We start from the raw sequence: 18,106 nt of genomic DNA on the forward strand, positions 1-18,106 counted from the left end.
AGGAGGCCGAAGGCCGTCTCGAAGGACGCAGGGCCTAGTCCTCGAACACCTTGCGCAGCCACCGCGCGGCCTCGGCCAGGGCGGCTTCGGGCGGGATGCGGTCTTCCTCGGCCATCATCTCTTCCAGGCTGAAGCCGAACTCCACCGACAGTCTGACCCGCCGCCAGATCACGTCACGCGGCAGGTGCGGCATCAGGGTCGCATAGACGTCCGTCATCCGGTCGCTGACCAGCCGGTGAGAATCCAGCCGCACGTGCGCCAGCTGCGGCACCGCCCGCAGCGCGCGCAGGGTCCAGATCGCGCCGGGCTCGGTGGCGGTGACCTCGGCGTTGGCCAGGATCAACTCCTCGACATTGGCCGACAGGGCTTCCCAGCCGTTGGGCGAATGACGGTCCAGCCAGCTGAACAGCACCTCGTTCTGGCGCGCCATCAGCCGCGCGCCCAGCGCCTCCAACACCCCGTACTTGTCCTTGAAGTAGCGGTAGAGGGCCGGCGGCGTCATGCCCGCCCGCGCGCAGATCATGTTGGTCGAGATGCGCTCGATGCCCACCTCGCCCAGCAGTTCGCCAGCCACATCCAGTAGACGCTCATAGGTCTGGCGCGCGCGCTCCTGCTGGGGAAGCTGCCGCAGGCTGTTTGACGGCTCGGCCACGCCACCTACTTCCGGGCGGCGGCGGACTGGGCGCGGATCGGCTTGAATTCCGAGCCTTCGTTCCAGTCGGGCCAGCGGTTGGAGTTGGCGACGTCCTTGCCCATCTCGAACAGCAGCTGGACGTCCTGGGCGGCGCCCCGGAAGTCCATGCTCGGGCTCCAGGCGTCGCAGGTCTGGTGATAGCACTTGGCCGTATAGTCGGCGACCCATGCGTCGCCCGCGGCGCGGCCGCCCTCGACCAGGTCGTGCCCGCCGCCCAGGCCCATCAGCAACAGAACCGGCACGCCGCGACGGGCCAGCGAGAAGTGGTCGGCGCGGTAGAACAACGCCCGCTCCGGCTTGGCGTCGGGCGTCACCACGCGGTCCTGCTTCGCCGCCGCCTTGGCGAGATCGGCCTCCAGCTCGTTCTGGCCATAGCCGATCAGCACCACGTCCTTGGCCAGGCCGGCGGTCTGCAGCACGTCCATGGTGTAGTTGGCCGCCGTGGTCTCCAGCGGCAGGGTCGGGTGTTCGCCGTAGTATTCACTGCCAAGCAGGCCGCGCTCCTCGGCGGTCCAGGCGGCGAACATCACCGAGCGATCTGGCGTGGGGCCCGCCTTGAACAGACGAGCGATCTCGATCATCCCGGCCAGGCCGATGGCGTCATCCAGGGCGCCCGGGCGGATGGTCTTGCCGTCGGCCGAAGCCGGACCGATCCCGTAGGCGTCCCAGTGGCCGGCGTACATGATCGACTCATTGGGCCGCTTGGCGCCGGTGATCTTGCCCAGCACGTTCTGGCTATCGACCTGCTCGTGCTTGAGGGCGTAGTCGGCCGAGAAGCTGGCGTCCTTCAGTTCGACGGGTCGGAAATCCTTGCGGCGCGCGGCGACCTTCAGCGCCTCCAGGTCCTGGCCCGAACGCTTCAGCAGATCGGCGCCCGTCTCGCGGCTCAGCCAAGCCTGGACCAGCACCTTGTCCTTAGCCGGGTCGGTGCGGACGACGTCGAAGCCTTCGCCATTGCTGGCCGCCGCCGTGGTCCAGCCATAACCGGCGCCCGGCGTCTCATGAATGATGATCGAGGCGATGGCCCCGCGACGGGCGGCCTCCTCGTGCTTGTAGGTCCAGCGGGCGTAGTAGGTGGCCGCCTGGCCGCCGAACTTGCCGACCGGGTCCTCGCCAGCCTTGGCCTCGAAGTCCGGGTCGTTGATCAGGAAGACCGCGACCTTCCCCTTCAGGTCGACGCCTTTATAGTCGTCCCAGCCGCGCTCGGGGGCCGAGACGCCATAGCCGACAAAGACCAGCGACGCCTTGGCGATGGCCACCTTGTCGACGGGACGCAGGGACAGGACGCTGATCTCCTCGCCCTGGCGCAGCGGCACGGCCTGCCCGCCGACGGAGAAAGACATGGCCGCGTCCTTGGGGGCGAAGGTGTGCAGCAGCGCCACGCGCTGGGTCCAGCCGCCGTTCTCGCCCGCCGGCTCCATGCCCGCGGCTTTGAACTGGGCGATCAGGTAATCGATGGTCGGCTTCTCGCCCGGCCCGCCCGGCGCCCGACCCATGAAAGGATCGGACGACAAGGCCTTGGTGATTTCCGACAGCCGCGCCGGGTCCACCGTCTGCGCCGACGCGCCTCCGGAAACGGCGATGGCGGCGGCGAACGCAAGGGCGGAAAGACGCATATGAAGACTCCGTGACTCGCCGCGACCCTAGGCCCGGCGCGACGGCATGGCTAGCGACGGGCGCGAGGCCCGTCACCGCAGTGCCTTAGTTGTTAGCCGCGGCCAGCAGGATGGCCAGGCCGACGCTCATGCCCTTGAGGCTGGCGGTCTTCTCCACGTCGATCCACTCGTCCAGGGCGTGGGCCCGGCCGGCGGTTCCGCCCTAACCGATGGTGATCCCCGGAATGCCCAGGCTCATGGGCATGTTGGCGTCGGTGGATGAGAACTGCAGCTCCGGCGTCATGCCGTGGGCGCGGATGGCGTCCTGGGCGTTCTTGACCAGGGCGGTGTCGGGGCTGGTCGAACCGCCGGGACGGTCGCCGATCGGCTTGATGTCGGCGCTGATCTTGCCCTGGCGGGTGGAGCGGGCGGCGTTCTCGCCCTCGACCGCGGCCGGAATGATCTTCAGGAACTGATCGTGCAGCTTGGCGAGCTCCTCGGGGCTTTCCGAGCGCATGTCGAACTCCATCCAGACACTGTTGGGGATGGAGTTCACCGAGGTGCCGCCGCCGGTGACGCTGGCCGAATAGGTGACGCGCGGCTTGGCCGGCAGCTGAATCTTGTAGAGATCGACTACCGCCTGGCTCATGGCGGTCATCGGGTTCACCAGGCCGAACGCGCCATAGCTGTGGCCGCCCGGGCCGTTGAAGGTGACTTTGTAGCGCTTGGAGCCCACGCCGCCGTTCACCACCCGCGACGGATCGGTGCCGTCCATAGAGATGAAGTTGCCGATACGGTCCTTGTACTTGCCCTTGGTGAACAGGTAGCGGACGCCGCGCAGGTCGCCGGGGCCTTCTTCACCCACATTGCCCACGAACAGGATGTCGTTCTTGGTTTTCACGCCGGCCTTGTTCATGGCGCGGATGTAGCCGAGCAGCACGGCCAGGCTGCGTGTGTCGTCGCCGATGCCGGGGGCCGACAGCTTGGTCCCCTCGCGCTTGACCTTGATCGGCGTGCCTTCCGGGAAGACGGTGTCCAGGTGCGCGGCGATGACGGTCAGCTTCGCGCCGCCAGCCGTGCCCTTGCGCACGCCCATGACGTTGCCTTCCTCGTCCATCTCCACGTCGGTCAGGCCCGCGTCCTTGAGCATCGCCATGTACGCCTTGGCGCGCTCTGTCTCCTTGAACGGCGGCGCGGGGATCTCGACCAAGGTGATGATCTCGCCGACGATGCGGTCATGGTCAGCGTCCAGGGCGCTGACCGCGGCCTTGTACGGCGCGCTAGCGACGATCTTGTCGGCGGCGGTGGGCGCGGCCAGGGCAAGACCCGGCGCGGCGAGCGACAGGGCGGCGATGAGGCTTAGACGGCTGACGGCGTGACGCATGTTTCTGGACTCCCCCAAAACTGAGGCGTTCTGCTTAACCCACCAATCGGCCCCTCGAAAGCGCGGAGAAGTTTGTAAGATCGCTGACATAAATACGGCATAGGTTCACGATCACAGTTTTGTCGTCAGGGGCGTTTTCATGTTCAACCGTCGCGTGCTGCTCTGCGCCCTCGCGCCCCTTGTCCTGCTGGCTTGCAGCCCGACCGAGCCCTCCGAACAGAAGGTCCTGCGCTTCTCGATCCTCTCCACCGAGAACGCGACGAACCAGGCCGCCAAGTGGCAGCCGTTCATCGACGACATGGCCAAGGAAACGGGCCTGAAGATCGAGCCCTTCTACGCCAGCAACTACACCTCGCTGATCGAGGCCATGCGCTTCAAGCAAAGCGACGCCGGCTGGTTCTCGAACCAGTCGGGCATGGAGGCGGTGCGCCGCGCGGGTGGCGAAGTCTTCGCCAAGTCCACCCACCCCGGCGGCAAGCAGGGCTACAGCGCCCTGATCATCACCCAGCGCGGGTCCGGCATCACGTTGGACAAGCTGCTGGAATGCGGAAAGCGCTATTCCTTCGGCATGGGCGACGCCAAGTCGACCTCCGGCACGCTGGCGCCACTGACCTATCTGTTCGGTCCACGCGACATCGATCCGCAGACCTGTTTCGCTAACCTGCGCTCGGCCAAGCATGAGGCCAACCTGCTGGCCGTGGCCAACGGCCTGCTCGACGCCGCGACCTACAACACCAACGACGTCGAGCGCATGCAGCGCCGCAATGACCCCAAGGCCGACGCCGTCCTCGAAAAGGTCGAGGTAATCTGGACCTCGCCCAAATTGCCCGAGGATCCGATCGTCTGGCGCAAGGACCTCGATCCGGAGATCAAGGCCAAGCTGAAGCAGTTCATGCTGGGCTATGGCGTCGGCAACGATGCGGAGGCCGAGCGCGAGCGGGGCATCCTGACCTCGCTCAACTTCGGCGTCTTCCAGCAGGCCGATGACAGCCACCTGCTTCCGGTCCGCGAGATGGAGGCCGCAGCCAATCTGCTGGAAGCCCAGCGTAAGGGCGACGCCGCCGCGGCCGACGCCGCCCGCAAGGTCATGACCGACCTCAGCGCCCAGCGCGGCGGAATGCTCTGATAGAAGGCGCCGTCAGGTCGCCTCAACGTAGATCGGGTTGCCGATCAGCAGCAGCCGGCCGTCGGCGGCGCGGATGTTCACCCGCACCCAGTGGCGGCCCTTGGCGAAGTTGCGCTCGAACGCGGCCTCGCCCGGCGCTTTCACGCCGTCCGTAACCACCTCGATCCGTGCGCCCTCAACGCCGGCGCTCTGAACGGCGAACCGCACCTTGGTTCCCGCCCGGACGGCCAGGACGCCGCCCATGGCCGCGCTGGCCTCGCCAGCCCGTGCGGTCAGGTCGAGGGTCCGCCCCTTCACTCCATCCATGTCGATGAACACCCGGCCAGCACGCACGCCATCCAGCAGGGCCGGCGTCGACAGTTCGGCCGCCTGGATCACCGTCACCGGCCGGCCGATGGCGCCCCAGCCGTCAACCTGATCGGCGTCGTGGTTGTCGCTGCCGCCGATGGCGGTGAGGCGATAGCCGGCGTTGAGCTGGGTCTCCCAGAAGGCGATGGCCGAGAACATGCCCTCGGCGTCGCCCACCTGTTTCATGGTCCCGCCGTTGACCACCTCGATCGCCTGAACCTTGGCGTAGTCGGTGTCCTTGGCCACCCAGCCGCAGCCCATGCACGCCTCGCCCGACGGCAGGGCGGGATGGTTGATGGAGATCACGCCGCCGGCCGTGGCCACGTCATCCAGCAGCGCGCCGACCGTGGTGTCGCCGGGCGCCAGCTTGAAGTCGATGAAGCGGGTCGGGCCAAAGACGTTGGCATGGCCCAGGAAGGTGGTGATCTCCCGCCCCGGCATCAGCAGCAGGTCGGGGTGCGACGGCTGCAGTTCGCGCATGAAATCGAAGTGGGCGGTGGTGTTGTGGTCGGTGATCGACACGAAATCGAGGCCGAGGCCGCGGGCGCGCTCAACCGTCTTGTAGAGTGGGCATGGGGTGCGCTGACCGCCAACGCCTAGACATGACCCGTCGCTATGTCCTGTGTGCATGTGCAGGTCGCCGCGCCACCAGGCCCGGCCGGTCTTCAGCGGCGTGTCGGAAAAGCCCGCGACGCTTTCGCCGCGCTCGAACCAGACCTTGGCCTCATAGGTGTCGCGGCTGTCCTTGCGCACATTGGGCAGGCCCATCAGCAGGGTCCAGCGACCAGGGCGGATCGGTCCACGCAGATAGCCCGGCGTAGCGTCTTCCGCCGACAGGGTGAACCGGGTCCGCGTGCCGCCGCTCCAGCCGCGGAAGCGCTCGCCGTCCATGACGCCCAGATCGACGACCGTGCGGCGCTCCTTGCCGGTGGCGGCCACCTCAACGGTGACGCGGGTCACGCCCGCCGGCACGTCGAAGGCGGTCTTGCGATAGGTCTCGTGGTCGGCGCCGGTCAGCTCCCCGCGCAGGATCAGGTCTGGGTCGGCCGCCAGGGCGGGCGTGGCGAGAAGGATCGTCAGCAGGGCGAGCAGCAGGCGCATGTCGGACCTCGAATAAGAAAAAGGGCGGCGGCCCTAAGAACCGCCGCCCAGTGCTGGGGTCTCTCTTGGGGGGAGGAGGATAGACCCTAGAAGCGGTACATGACGGCGGCGCGGAAGGCGCGGCCCAGCTCGGGACGGCCGATCCCGTAGAGCGAACCGGACTCGCTGCTGACGATGGCGCCCGCGCGGGGGTTGCCCTCAGTCAGGCCCAGCTCGTTCGTCAGGTTGGTGCCGTAGCCGTAGATCGACAGCTTGTCGGTCACGTTGAAGCGCACCGTGGCGTTCAGCAGGTGGTACTTGGGCAGCACCTGGGTGTTGGCCGCGTCGCTGAAGCGGTCGCCGAAATACTGGAAATCCAGCTCGGCGCGCAGGCGATCGTCCATCAGGTTCACGGCCGGGGTGAGGCGGCCCGAGAATTTCGGGACGCGCACCAGGCGGTTGCCGCTGAAGTCACGCTCGGTCGGCAGATTGTTGACCGTCTCGAAGTAGGTGTAGTCGCCGAACTTCGGGTCCTGATAGGTGCCGCTGAAGCCCAAGTCGAACATCGGGTGCGGACGCCAGGTCCCCTCGACTTCGAGGCCGAAGGTCTCGGTGTCGGTGATGACCGTCTGGTTCACGTAGGAGCCATTGACGAACTGCAGACCGCCGAAGCTAAGGGAGTCATAGGCCGTGTAGAAGCCCGTGGCGTACAGGTCGAGGGTCGGAACCGACAGCTTGTAGCCCAGCTCGGCCAAGTCCATCGTCTGGACGTAAGGCGAGGTGTTGGCCGCGTTGGTGATGTAGTCGCCCAGCGACGGCAGGCGGAAGGTCGAGGTCCAGCGCGCGAAGACGCCTTGACGCTCGCCCACGCGGTAGTCCGCGCCCAGGGTCCAGCCCATGTGGTCGAAGCTGCGATCGACGTGGTCGAACACGCCCGAGCCGGTCAGGAAGGTGTCGTCGGCCTGCGACGGCGACAGGCCCAGGTTGACCGTGGCCGTGCGCTGGCTGTCGGCGACGAAGTTGACCTTCTCCCAACGCATGCCGCCGTCGATGCGCAGCTTGTCGTTCACCTGCCATTCGTCGGACAGGTAGAAGGCGTAGGTGGTGGACTCGCCCTCGCCGTCGGCGAACTCGGCGCCGTAGCGGGTGAAGCCGTTGTCGGTGGCCTTGTAGAGCACCGTGCCGGCCGCGTTGACCGCTACGATGTCCAGGCGACGGGCCTGTTCGCGCACGTCCAGCAGGGCGTTCGCGGAATAGCGGTCGAAGCTCTCTTCACCCTTGGCGAAGTAGAAGCCGATCGAGACGTCGTGGCTCTGGCTGCCGAAGTCGAACTTGTGGCTCAGGCGGGCGTCGTTGACGAACTCGTCCAGGGTCACGGCGACCTGGCGGATCGAGCCGTCGCTGACCAGGCCGTTGCCGTTCTGGTTGGCGACGTTGAAAATCTCCGTCGGCGCCGAGGTGTAGCGCAGTTGCACGTCCGTCGCGCCGGGGACGGCGGCCAGGATCGACGAGCGCACGGCGCTCAGACGGGCCGAGCCCAGCAGCGGCGTGTTCGGGAACAGGCCCTGACGGGCGATGTCCGACGTTCGGTAGCGCATGGCGTTGCGGAAGTTCCAGCCTTCCGCGATCTCGTAGTTCAGCTCACCCGTATAGGCCGTCAGCTTGGCGTCGGTGCCGTCCTTGACGTCCAGATCGAAGGGCTGGCCGTTGCGGCCCATGGGGCGGACGTTAGCCGTGTCCGGACCGATCCAGGTGCCGGTCAGGGCGTCAAAGCCCGGGGTTTCGCTGGGCTTGCCGTTCGCATCGAACTTGATCGGCACGCCAGTGTAGAAGATGGCGTTGTCGTCCAGGTGCTTGATGTTGAAGTGGATGCTGCCGCGCTCGAATTCACGGCCCAGCGAGACACGGATCTGGCCGCCCTTGTCGGCGGTGTAGCCCGGATCGCGGATGCCGTCGGACTCACGGTAGAAGCCGCCGACGCCGAAGCGCCATTCGCCGATCGGGCCGCCGACCCAGCCTTCGACGCGGGCCATGCCGTAGTCGCCGACCGTGGCCTTCACCACGCCTTCCATCACATCGCCGCCCTTGCGGCTGATGAAATTCACGGTGCCGCCCGGAGCGTAGGAAGCGAAGATCGACGACGGTCCGCCGCGCACCACTTCGAAGCGCTGGATCGTCTCGTCCAGACGGAAGGACTGGTCGGCGTTCATCCAGCCGAGACCCGCGTCGTGTTGGATCGGCAGGCCGTCTTCATACAGCGCGACGGCCGCGAAGCCTTCCTGCGGAATGCCGCGGGCGCGGATGTTGGCGCTGGCCTCGCCGCCGGACGCCTCGACCCAGAAACCGGGCACCGACTTCAGGGCGTCGGCGACGCTCATCGGCGCGCGCATGCGCAGGGTTTCTTCGTTGACCGTGGTCACTGCATAGCTGGTGTCCAGACGGGTGCGGGCTTCGGAACCAGCGCGAGCCGTGACGATGATTTCGTCGATGGTGGACGCCGCGTCGGCGTCGCCGGCGGCATCTGCGGCGAAGGCCGGCGAAACCAGGGCGCTGCTGAACAGAAGGGCGGCCACGCCCAGGCGGCGCGCCATGCAATGCTTAGACATTTGAGTGATCCCCAACTCATTGAAGGCGAACTGCCTTCGTGTCGGGGCGGACCTCTAGGGCGGTGCGGTGACGGGGTATCGACGGTTTGATGGAACTATTGTGAAGCCCAGCTTCACCTGAAGCCCGCCTGGGCTTGCAGAGTTTCTAATGGCCGGAGGATCGATTTTTAGCGCCTCCCGACCGCATCTTGGGCTAATGAACCGCCCCTCCCGCAAGGACAGCATCGCTCCGTGATCGAATTCGACCAGGTCCGCAAAATCTATCCCAAGGCCCACGCTCCGGCGCTCGGCGGGGTGAGTCTGCGCGTTGAACGGGGCGAGATTTTTGGCGTCATCGGCCAGTCGGGCGCCGGCAAGTCCACGCTGATCCGCCTGATCAACGGGCTCGAGAAGCCGACCAGCGGCCGTGTGGTCGTGGACGGCGCCGATGTGGGCGCCATGGCCCCCGCCGAGTTGCGCGCCATGCGCCGGCGGATCGGCATGATCTTCCAGCACTTCAACCTGCTGTCGTCCAAGACCGTCGCTCAGAACGTCGCCTTCCCGCTGAAGCTGGCCGGAACGCCCAAGGCTCAGATCGACAAGCGCGTCGCCGAACTTCTGGCTCGCGTCGGCCTGTCCGACCACGCCGCCAAGTATCCGGCCCAGCTGTCCGGCGGCCAGAAGCAGCGCGTCGGCATCGCCCGCGCCCTGGCCACCGACCCCGCCGTCCTGCTTTGCGACGAGGCCACTAGCGCCCTCGATCCCGAGACCACCGAACAAATTCTGACCCTGCTCGCCGACATCAATCGCGAGCTGGGCCTGACCATCGTGCTGATCACCCACGAGATGGAGGTCATCCGCCGCATCTGCCATCGCGTGGCGGTTCTTGAGCGTGGCCTGGCCGTGGAGACCGGCGAGGTGGCCGAGGTCTTCCTGCATCCCAAGAGCGCGGTGACCCGCCGCATGTTGGCCGACAATGGCCACGATGCGACCGACGCGCCGGTCGATGGCTCGGCCCTGCGCCTGACCTTCCGCGGCGCATCGACCTATGAGCCAATCCTGGGCCGCATCGCCCGCGAGACGGGCGTCGACTATTCGATCCTGTCCGGACGCATCGACCGCATCCGGGACGAACCCTATGGCCAGCTGACGGTCGCCCTGATCGGGGGCGATGTCGCCGAGGCCCGCCGCCGGCTCGAAGCCGCCGGCGTTCAGGTGGAGGCCGCACGCTGATGGATAGCTTCTTCGCCAATATCGACTGGGCAGACATCGGCCAGGCGACCCTGGACACCCTGGCCATGCTGGGCGGCTCGCTGGCCCTGACCGTGGCCATCGGCCTGCCGCTGGGCGTGCTGCTGTTCCTGACCGGCCCGCGTCAGTTGCTGGAGCAGAAGGCGGTCAACGCCGTGCTGTCGGTGATCGTCAACGTCCTGCGGGCCGTGCCCTTCATCATCCTGTTGATCATCATGATCCCGCTGACCGTGCTGCTGGTCGGCACCTCACTGGGCGTTGCGGGCGCCATCCCGCCGCTGGTTGTCGGCGCCGCGCCGTTCTTCGCCCGCCTGGTGGAGACCGCCCTGCGCGAGGTCGATCGCGGCGTGATCGAGGCCAGCCAGGCCATGGGCGCCACACCGCGCCAGATCGTCTTCGGCGCCCTTCTGCCCGAAGCTCTGCCGGGCCTGATCGCCGGGATCACGGTCACCGCCATCGCCCTGGTGTCCTACACCGCCATGGCCGGGGTGGTGGGCGCCGGCGGCCTGGGCGACCTGGCCATTCGTTTTGGCTACCAGCGCTTCCAGACGGACGTGATGATCGTCACGGTCGTTCTGCTGCTGGTGCTCGTGCAAGTTCTACAGATGGTGGGCGACCGCCTCGTCGTCCGCGTCAGCCGCCGCTAATTCCAAGGACCTTCCGATGATCGCTCGCCGCGCCCTTCTGATCGCCGCCGCCTCGACCCTGCTGCTGGCCGCCTGCAACCGCCAGCCGCCGCAGAGCGCGGCCGACACCCTGACCGTCGGCGCCACGGCGATCCCGCACGCTGAAATCCTCGAAGTGGTTCGCCCCATCCTTGAGAAGGAAGGCGTGAAGCTGCAGGTGAAGGTCTTCAACGACTACGTGCAGCCCAACATGCAGGTCGAGCAAAAGCAGCTGGACGTGAACTACTTCCAGACCAAGCCGTACTTCGAAGAGTTCAACAAGGCCCGCAACACCCATCTGGTCACGGTCGTCGGCGTCCATATCGAACCGCTCGGCGCCTATTCGCGCAAGTACAAGTCCCTGGCCGAACTGCCCGACGGCGCCGCGGTCGCGATCCCCAATGAGGCCAGCAGCAACGGCCGCGCCCTGCTCCTGCTGCAGAAGGCGGGTCTGATCACCCTGAAGGATCCGACCAATGCGCTGTCCACTCTCAAGGACGTGGCGACCAATCCGAAGAACCTGAAGATCCGCGAGTTGGAGGCCGCCACCCTGCCCCGCGTGCTGGGCGAGGTCGATCTTGCCCTGATCAACACCAACTACGTGTTCGACGCCGGCCTCAATCCGACCCGCGACGCCCTGGCGATCGAGGACAAGCAGAGCCCCTATGTGAACTTCCTGGTGGCCCGCGAGGACAACCAGAATGACCCGCGCGTCCAGAAGCTGGCCAAGGCCCTGACGGGTCCGGAAGTGAAGGCCTTTATCGAGAAGACCTACAACGGCGCGGTCGTCCCGGCCTTCTAGGCCGCTCGGCGCGCGCCGCCGCCGACCGCCGAAGCCACCGCCTCGATCAGCCCGCGGGCGTCGAGGGGCTTGGTGAGGAAGGTCTCGACCCCGACGCGCAGCCACTGCTGGCGATGCTCCAGCAGGGCGTTGGCGGTGAGGGCCAGGATTGGAGTGGCCGCGTTTGGGCCGCCATTGGCGCGAATGCGGCTGGTCGCCTCGATGCCGTCCATGACGGGCATTTGCATGTCCATGAGGATCACGTCGAAGGCCTGGGCGGCAGCTAGCTCGACCGCCTCCTCGCCGTTCTCCGCCACCGTCACCCGGCAGCCCAGCGGCTCCAGATAGAGACGGATGATCTTCTGGTTCACCGCATGATCCTCGGCCAGAAGCACGTCGATCTGCCTCAGGGTGGCGGTGTCGGCGGCCTCGTCCTGGCCATCTTCCAGCGCGCCCTCCTCGCTGCAGACCAGCGGCAACTCCAGACGGAAGACCGAGCCGACGCCCGGTTCGCTACGCACGGTCAAGGACCCGCCCATGGCTTCGGCCAGGTTACGGCTGATGCTGAGGCCCAGGCCGGTTCCGCCATGGCTGCGGCTGACGCCCGGGTTGGCCTGTTCGAAGCGGTCGAAGATGCGGGCGGCGACCTCGGGCGTGACGCCGACGCCCGTGTCCCGAACCTCTACCCACAGCCGCGCCGGCCACTCCTGCCGCCCCGCATGCAGTTCGATGGAGCCCGAGTCCGTGAACTTCACCGCGTTGGACAGCAGGTTGGACAGGATTTGCTGGAAGCGCAGTGGGTCGGTGACGATGCGCGCGGGCACATCTGAGATGTCGGCGGTCATCGTCACGCCGTTGGCCTCCGCCCGTCCACGCCAAAGGTTCAGGCTGGCGTCCAGCTTGGCCGGCAGGTCGATGGCGACCTCCTCCAGAACCAGCTTGCCGGACTCGATCTTCGACAGGTCCAGAACGTCGTTCAGCAGACCCAGCAGGACCTCGCTGGAATGGGACAGCATCTGGACATGCTCAGCCTGGGTCTTGTCCAGGCGCGCGCCCTTCAACAGGGTCGCGGCGGCGACCACGGCGTTCATCGGCGTTCGGATTTCGTGGCTGATGGTCGCCAGGAACGTGGACTTGGCGGCGCTGGCCTGTTCGGCCCGCAGCCGCTCCGCGTCGGCCAGATCCAGAGCCCGTCGCAAGGCGGCGTTGGTGGCCACCGTGCGTCGTACGGCGATGAACAGGTGCGTGCTGTAGAGCGCGCCGGCGACCGTCACGGCCGCCATCTGGCCCATGTCGGCCTCGGGCGTGATCAGCCCGCTGACCAGGGGCAGGCCCAGCAGATAAGCCAGATGCGGAATGGCCGCGCCCAGGAACAACCGCCAAGCCGAATGCATGTGCAGGGCGATGTGCAACAGGCCGCCGGCCGGCTGAAGAATGGCGAACAGCTTGCCCGCCTCGCCGCCCGCGAACCACAGGTAGACGGCGATGCCCGAATAGACCGCCGTGTTGAGCATGGCCGACAGCAGGCAAGCCCAGATCTGAAATTGCGTCGGCTCGCGCTCAGGGTTCTGTCGGATGGGCTTGAAGGCGAACCAGTCCACCGCCTGGGCGAGGCAGACACAGCCGTACCAGACCGCCGGCCACAGCGGACCGGACAACATCGTGCCTACCCCCGCCAGGAATATCGCCAGCGCGAGGCGGGTCGGCAGCTCCTTGGCGCGGGTGATGGCGACCGCGCCGTAGTCCTGGCTCTTCGACACTTCCGGCTCCTCCGGATCAGGAGGAAGCGTGCGCCTCAATGTTTAATCAATGCCGCAAGGATTTGACTAATGGGCGAATTTTTTGAGGGGCTCTGAGCGCTTCAGATGCTGGGGATCAGACCACCGTCGACCCGAACCACCGAACCGGTGACATAGGCGGCCTGGCGGCTGGCCAGGAAAGCGGCGACCGCGCCGTACTCTTCCGGATCGCCCATACGGCCCATGGGGATGGCCCGTGTCGCCTCGGCGGTGACATCCTCTTGCGTCCGGCCCGACGCTTCGGCGCGCTTGCCGTCCAGAAAGCGGATGCGGTCGGTGCCGATCCGCCCCGGCACGATGATGTTGCAGGTGATGCCGTCGGGGGCCACCTCCCGCGACAGGGTCTTGGACCAGCCCACCAGCGACGCTCGCAGGGCGTTGGAGATGGCCAGGCCTGGGATCGGCGCCTCGATGCCCGACGACGTGCTGGTGATGATCCGGCCCCAGCCGGCGGCTTTCATCCCCGGCAGGACCCGATCCGTGATGGTGATCACCGACAGGACCATCGCCTGGAATTGCGCGGTCCACAGGGCCGGGTCCTGTCCCTGGGCCGTGGTCGGCGGCGGCCCGCCCGTATTGTTGATCAGGATGCTGATCGGACCGAGCTCCGCCTCAACCCTGGCGATGTTCGGCTCGATCTGGCTCGGATCGGAAAGGTCCCAGGTCAGGGGCAGGCAGCGCACACCCTTGTCCCACGCGCAGCAGCAGGTCTCCTCGACCGCCTGGGTGTTGCGCCCGGCGACGGCCACGTGAACGCCTTCCGCCGCCAGCGCATGGGCGATGGCGCGGCCCAGACCGGCGCTGCCGCCGAGAACGAGCGCCGTTTTGCCGGCGATGCCAAAATCCATAGGAAGCCCCACTCGAACCAAGGGCCGACAAGGAAGCCTAAGCGGCGATCAAGACAAGGCCGTAAAAGCCGAGCGCTCGCCGCGGGGCGACGAACACCGGTCGTTTTACCGCATGGTCGGGATCACGAACGCGGAGTCCTCGCTCTCGCCTTCCGGCCAGCGCGCGGTCACGGTCTTGACCTTGGTGTAGAACTTCACGCCCTCCATGCCGTGCTGGTTGGTGTCGCCAAAGGCGCTCCGCTTCCAGCCGCCGAAGGTGTGATAGGCCACCGGCACCGGGATCGGCACGTTGATGCCCACCATCCCGACATTGACCCGCGCCGCGAATTCGCGCGCCGCCCGGCCGTTGCGGGTGAAGATGGCCACGCCGTTGCCGTACTGGTGCTCTGACGGCAGGCGCACCGCCTCCTCGAAGGTTTCGGCGCGGACGATCTGCAGCACGGGGCCGAAGATCTCCTCCTGGTAGGTCTTCATGGCCGGCTTGACGTGGTCGAACAGCGTCGGGCCGATGAAGAAGCCCTTCTCATAGCCTTGCAGGCTGAAGTCGCGGCCATCGACCACCAGCTCGGCGCCTTCCTCGGCGCCCAGGCGGATGTAGTCGGCCACCTTGGCGCGGTGCGCGCTGGACACCACCGGACCATAGTGCGCCTCGCCGTCGGTGCTGACCCCGACCTTCAGGGTTTCGATCCCGGCCACGATCCGCTCACGCAGCTCGTCCGCCGTCGCCTTGCCTACCGGCACGACCACCGGCAGGGCCATGCAGCGCTCGCCCGCCGAGCCATAGGCCGCGCCCAGCAGGTCCTTCACCGTCTGGTCCATGTCGGCGTCGGGCATGATGATGCCGTGGTTCTTGGCGCCGCCCATGGCCTGGACGCGTTTGCCGTTCGCCGTGCCCTGGGAATAGACGTAGTGGGCGATGTCGGACGAGCCGACAAAGCTGACGGCCTTGATGTCCGGGTGCTGCAAGATGGCGTCCACGGCGGCCTTGTCGCCATGCACGACGTTCAGCACGCCCTTCATGTCCAGGCCCAGTTCGGCGCCCGCCTGCATCATCAGCTCGCCCAGGCGGACCGGGACCGATGGATCCTTCTCCGATGGCTTGAGGATGAAGGTGTTGCCCACCGCGATGGCCACGCCGAACATCCACATCGGGATCATGGCGGGGAAGTTAAACGGCGTGATGCCCGCCGCCACGCCCAGGGGCTGGCGCATGGAATAGACGTCGATGCCCGGACCGGCGCCCTCGGTGTATTCGCCCTTCAGCACGTGGGGGATGCCGCAGGCGAACTCGATCACCTCCAGGCCGCGCTGGATGTCGCCCTTGGAGTCGGCGATGACCTTGCCATGCTCGCTGGACAGCAGTCCGGCCAGCTCGCCCATGCGGCTTTCGACCAGGCGCTTGAACTCGAACATCACGCGCGCCCGGCGCTGCGGGTTCACCGCGCCCCAGGTCCGCTGGGCGGTGACGGCCGCCTGGACGGCCAGGTCCATCTCGGCGACCGTGGCCAGCTGCACGCGGGCCTGAATTTCGCCGGTGTTGGGATTGAACACGTCGCCGAAGCGGCCCGAGGCGCCCTCGAAGGCCTGACCGTTCACGAAATGATGGATGTTGCGCATGGGGCTCCTCCGTAATTCTTGTTTTGCGGGACGAGCTATCAAACCACGCCGCCTTGCGCGAATGATTTTCTCCGAATGGGGCGTGCTTGCGGCGAAGGCTGGCGCGGCGATCCCGAACTCCGGTATCTGGCAGATATGACCGATCAACTGCAGATGTTCGGCGAGACCCGCGTGCTGGTCTGCGCGGCTGAGGGCCGGCCTCTGACCGCCGAGTCCGACGCCAACGAGTTCATGAGCGCGGCCTGGTCGCAGGAGGCGGACTGGATCGCGATCCCAATCTCGCGTCTGGGCCCGGACTTCCTGCGGCTCAGCACCCGCCTGGCCGGCATGGTGATCCAGAAGTTCGTCAACTACCGCCTGCATCTGGCCATCGTCGGCGATATCTCGGCCCAGATCGCCGACAGCAACGCCCTGCGCGACTTCGTCTACGAATCTAATCGGGGCCGTTCGGTATGGTTCGTAGCCGATCTAGCGGATTTTGAACGGCGACTGCCCTAGCGGCCGCGCCAACTTCCCGCCATGGTGAGGCGGCAAGCTTGGCTTGAACCTTCGATTGCAGCCTGCGGAGACAGCGGCATGGCGACGAGTGTGCTTGGCGTAGCGTCCGTCGTCCTGGCCCTGCTCGCGGCGCCCATCGCCGCGGCGGCCCAGAGCCGGCTACAGGATTTCGAGCTCCGCTCCAGCCGCTTCGAAGGCAACCGCATAGGCGTCTCGCCGGTGCGGAAGGTCACCGCCTATCTGCCCGATGGCTACGACGGTTCGGCCCGCCGCTATCCGGTGATCTACTACCTGTCGAACCTGTTCGAGACCAACCGTAGCCTGTTCGACGCCAATGGCGGCCGGACGGTGCTAGACGCGGCGATCAAGGCCGGGACCATCCCGCCGGTCATTGTGGTTTCGGCCGACTTCTCGACGCCGCTCGGGACCTCGTTCTACGCCAACTCGCCGGTCACCGGGAACTGGAGCGACTTCCTGGCCGAGGACCTGCCCACCGCAGTGGATGGCCGCTTCCGCACCCTGCCGACCTCCGCATCGCGCGGCCTGCTGGGCGATCGCATGGGCGGCTATGGCGCGATCCGCACCGCGATGCTGAAGCCCGGCGTGTTCGGCTCGGTCTTCGCCCTGCACCCCATCGGCACGGGCGTCGGCATCCAGACCATGCACTCGCGGCCGAACCTGGAAAAGATGGCCGCCGCCAAGGCCCTGTCCGATCTCGACGGGGACGGCTTCTCCCAGATTTTCACGGCCATGTACCAGGCCTTCCTGCCCAACCCGGCCAATGGCCCGCTGTTCGTCGACATGCCGGCCCGGCGCGAGAATGGTCAGCTGATCGTGGACTCGGCCCTGACCGCCAAGCTCCAGAACGCCTTCCTGCTCGACCGTCTGCTGCCCGCCCATGCCGACAACCTGAAAGCCCTGCGCGGTCTGCAATTGGAGTGGGGCCGCTTCGACGGCACCACCGACCACGTGGTGTCCAACCGCGCCTTCTCTCACCTGCTGGAGGAATACGGGATCGCCAACGAGGCCGAAGAGTATCGCGGCTGGTGGGGCGAGACGCACTGGACGCAAAATGGCCGCGTCGCCACCCGCGCCCTGCCCTTCTTCGCCCGCACCCTGGCCTTTGAGAAGCCCTAGGCCGCCGGGGCGTTCTGCTCGAACGTCGCCAACTGGTCAGCCAGAGCCTTTCTGAAAGCCGGCCGCGCCTGGCAACGTTTGAGATAGGCGTCCAGCACGGGTTCGTCCGCCACCAGGGTCGTATGGCGCAGATTGCGCAGAACCGTCGCCATCAACAGGTCCGCGGCGGTGAAGCGCCCGCCGACAAGATAGTCCTTGCCGGCCAAGACCGCCGCCAGCTCCGCCAAGCGTGTCTTCACATGGGCCTCGGCCGCCGGCCGCCGCTGCGCGACCCAATCCTCGCCCGCATGGAAAAGGTCCAGATCCGCCAGGCCGTCGAAGGCCGGCTCCATGGTGTTGATGGCCGCGAACAGCCAGGTCTTGGTCAGGGCCTGAGCGGCCGCGTCGCCCGGCATGAGGGCGTCCGACCGTTCGGCGATGTGCAGAACGATCGCCGCGGACTCGAACATGACGAAGCCGTTTTCCCGGTAGGCCGGCACCTGGCCGAACGGCTGCAGCGCCCGATAGCTGTCCGTCCCCTGGTCCGCGCTTTCGATCAGCAGCACCTCATAGGGCCAGCCCGCCTCTTCCAGCGCCCATCGCACGCGCAGGTCCCGCACCAGTCCCTGGGCGAAGTCCGGGACCCATTTGAATGCGCTCACCGTGATCATCATCGTCTCTCCATAGGCGCGACCGGCGCCGCCTCGATCCAAGGACGG

General features: G+C 67.0%; 15 protein-coding genes. 6 read left to right on the forward strand and 9 right to left on the reverse strand.

Annotation, left to right across the window (positions count from 1 at the left end):
* Positions 1 to 34: 34 nt before the first annotated feature.
* The 3 genes from O5K31_RS12030 to O5K31_RS12040 all read right to left on the reverse strand — a co-directional run bounded on the left by O5K31_RS12030 (position 35) and on the right by O5K31_RS12040 (position 3,673).
* Positions 35 to 652: a TetR/AcrR family transcriptional regulator gene (locus O5K31_RS12030; RefSeq protein WP_269713838.1), complete on the reverse strand. Its 618-nt coding sequence runs from the start codon at positions 650 to 652 to the stop codon at positions 35 to 37.
* A gap of 5 nt (positions 653 to 657) precedes the next feature.
* Complete coding sequence (locus O5K31_RS12035; RefSeq protein ID WP_269713839.1) at positions 658 to 2,310, reverse strand: M28 family peptidase; 1,653 nt, start codon at positions 2,308 to 2,310, stop codon at positions 658 to 660.
* Positions 2,311 to 2,512: 202 nt separating this feature from the next.
* A complete protein-coding gene (locus O5K31_RS12040) occupies positions 2,513 to 3,673 on the reverse strand; it encodes a M20/M25/M40 family metallo-hydrolase (RefSeq protein ID WP_269713840.1) in 1,161 nt (386 codons plus the stop codon).
* Between the two features lie 139 nt (positions 3,674 to 3,812).
* Here O5K31_RS12040 and phnD point away from each other — a divergent pair, with 139 nt between their 5' ends.
* Entirely contained in the window at positions 3,813 to 4,799 is a 987-nt protein-coding gene (gene phnD / locus O5K31_RS12045; RefSeq protein WP_269713841.1) for a phosphate/phosphite/phosphonate ABC transporter substrate-binding protein, read from the forward strand.
* A 12-nt stretch (positions 4,800 to 4,811) separates the two neighbouring features.
* Here the strand turns inward: phnD and O5K31_RS12050 are convergent, their stop codons facing one another.
* Both O5K31_RS12050 and O5K31_RS12055 read right to left on the reverse strand, forming a co-directional pair.
* The gene (locus O5K31_RS12050; RefSeq protein ID WP_269713842.1) at positions 4,812 to 6,248 is read right to left on the reverse strand and encodes a CehA/McbA family metallohydrolase; all 1,437 of its coding nucleotides are present in this window, start codon (positions 6,246 to 6,248) and stop codon (positions 4,812 to 4,814) included.
* Positions 6,249 to 6,334: 86 nt separating this feature from the next.
* Positions 6,335 to 8,833: a TonB-dependent receptor gene (locus tag O5K31_RS12055; RefSeq protein WP_269713843.1), complete on the reverse strand. Its 2,499-nt coding sequence runs from the start codon at positions 8,831 to 8,833 to the stop codon at positions 6,335 to 6,337.
* A gap of 231 nt (positions 8,834 to 9,064) precedes the next feature.
* On the opposite strand from O5K31_RS12055, the gene O5K31_RS12060 reads away from it, so the two are divergent.
* From O5K31_RS12060 to O5K31_RS12070, 3 genes are read left to right on the forward strand one after another with little or no spacing between them, the layout of a single operon-like run.
* Positions 9,065 to 10,045, forward strand: coding sequence for a methionine ABC transporter ATP-binding protein (locus O5K31_RS12060; RefSeq protein ID WP_269713844.1), 981 nt, complete (start codon positions 9,065 to 9,067; stop codon positions 10,043 to 10,045).
* Complete coding sequence (locus O5K31_RS12065; protein WP_269713845.1) at positions 10,045 to 10,710, forward strand: methionine ABC transporter permease; 666 nt, start codon at positions 10,045 to 10,047, stop codon at positions 10,708 to 10,710. Before O5K31_RS12060 ends, O5K31_RS12065 begins: the two co-directional genes overlap by 1 nt.
* 16 nt (positions 10,711 to 10,726) lie before the next feature.
* Positions 10,727 to 11,530 (forward strand): MetQ/NlpA family ABC transporter substrate-binding protein, encoded by an 804-nt coding sequence (locus O5K31_RS12070; RefSeq protein WP_269713846.1) that lies wholly within the window; start codon positions 10,727 to 10,729, stop codon positions 11,528 to 11,530.
* Here the strand turns inward: O5K31_RS12070 and O5K31_RS12075 are convergent.
* The 3 genes from O5K31_RS12075 to O5K31_RS12085 all read right to left on the reverse strand — a co-directional run bounded on the left by O5K31_RS12075 (position 11,527) and on the right by O5K31_RS12085 (position 15,773).
* A complete protein-coding gene (locus O5K31_RS12075) occupies positions 11,527 to 13,269 on the reverse strand; it encodes an ATP-binding protein (RefSeq protein WP_269713847.1) in 1,743 nt (580 codons plus the stop codon). The genes O5K31_RS12070 and O5K31_RS12075 overlap by 4 nt on opposite strands.
* Positions 13,270 to 13,370: 101 nt before the next feature.
* Positions 13,371 to 14,156, reverse strand: coding sequence for an SDR family oxidoreductase (locus O5K31_RS12080; protein ID WP_269713848.1), 786 nt, complete (start codon positions 14,154 to 14,156; stop codon positions 13,371 to 13,373).
* A 105-nt stretch (positions 14,157 to 14,261) separates the two neighbouring features.
* A complete protein-coding gene (locus O5K31_RS12085) occupies positions 14,262 to 15,773 on the reverse strand; it encodes a CoA-acylating methylmalonate-semialdehyde dehydrogenase (RefSeq protein ID WP_269713849.1) in 1,512 nt (503 codons plus the stop codon).
* Between the two features lie 135 nt (positions 15,774 to 15,908).
* Between O5K31_RS12085 and O5K31_RS12090 the strand changes: the two genes are divergently transcribed.
* Positions 15,909 to 16,271: a DUF4180 domain-containing protein gene (locus O5K31_RS12090; RefSeq protein ID WP_269713850.1), complete on the forward strand. Its 363-nt coding sequence runs from the start codon at positions 15,909 to 15,911 to the stop codon at positions 16,269 to 16,271.
* A 78-nt stretch (positions 16,272 to 16,349) separates the two neighbouring features.
* Positions 16,350 to 17,408 carry an alpha/beta hydrolase gene (locus O5K31_RS12095; protein WP_269713851.1) on the forward strand — a complete coding sequence of 353 codons (1,059 nt, stop codon included), beginning with the start codon at positions 16,350 to 16,352 and terminating at the stop codon, positions 17,406 to 17,408.
* Here O5K31_RS12095 and O5K31_RS12100 read toward each other — a convergent pair.
* Positions 17,405 to 18,061, reverse strand: a complete 657-nt coding sequence (locus O5K31_RS12100; protein ID WP_269713852.1) for a glutathione S-transferase family protein — start codon at positions 18,059 to 18,061, stop codon at positions 17,405 to 17,407. The two genes, O5K31_RS12095 and O5K31_RS12100, sit on opposite strands and share 4 nt — an antisense overlap.
* Between the last annotated feature and the right edge of the window lie 45 nt (positions 18,062 to 18,106).

Source organism: Caulobacter sp. NIBR2454 (assembly GCF_027474405.1).
GTDB lineage: Bacteria > Pseudomonadota > Alphaproteobacteria > Caulobacterales > Caulobacteraceae > Caulobacter.

Coding starts and splice junctions, on each gene's coding strand:
- O5K31_RS12035 (WP_269713839.1), bottom strand. CDS start 2,310: ATGCGTCTTTCCGCCCTTGCGTTCGCCGCCGCCATCGCCGTTTCCGGA.
- O5K31_RS12040 (WP_269713840.1), bottom strand. CDS start 3,673: ATGCGTCACGCCGTCAGCCGTCTAAGCCTCATCGCCGCCCTGTCGCTC.
- phnD (WP_269713841.1), top strand. CDS start 3,813: ATGTTCAACCGTCGCGTGCTGCTCTGCGCCCTCGCGCCCCTTGTCCTG.
- O5K31_RS12050 (WP_269713842.1), bottom strand. CDS start 6,248: ATGCGCCTGCTGCTCGCCCTGCTGACGATCCTTCTCGCCACGCCCGCC.
- O5K31_RS12055 (WP_269713843.1), bottom strand. CDS start 8,833: ATGTCTAAGCATTGCATGGCGCGCCGCCTGGGCGTGGCCGCCCTTCTG.
- O5K31_RS12065 (WP_269713845.1), top strand. CDS start 10,045: ATGGATAGCTTCTTCGCCAATATCGACTGGGCAGACATCGGCCAGGCG.
- O5K31_RS12070 (WP_269713846.1), top strand. CDS start 10,727: ATGATCGCTCGCCGCGCCCTTCTGATCGCCGCCGCCTCGACCCTGCTG.
- O5K31_RS12080 (WP_269713848.1), bottom strand. CDS start 14,156: ATGGATTTTGGCATCGCCGGCAAAACGGCGCTCGTTCTCGGCGGCAGC.
- O5K31_RS12085 (WP_269713849.1), bottom strand. CDS start 15,773: ATGCGCAACATCCATCATTTCGTGAACGGTCAGGCCTTCGAGGGCGCC.
- O5K31_RS12090 (WP_269713850.1), top strand. CDS start 15,909: ATGACCGATCAACTGCAGATGTTCGGCGAGACCCGCGTGCTGGTCTGC.
- O5K31_RS12095 (WP_269713851.1), top strand. CDS start 16,350: ATGGCGACGAGTGTGCTTGGCGTAGCGTCCGTCGTCCTGGCCCTGCTC.
- O5K31_RS12100 (WP_269713852.1), bottom strand. CDS start 18,061: ATGATGATCACGGTGAGCGCATTCAAATGGGTCCCGGACTTCGCCCAG.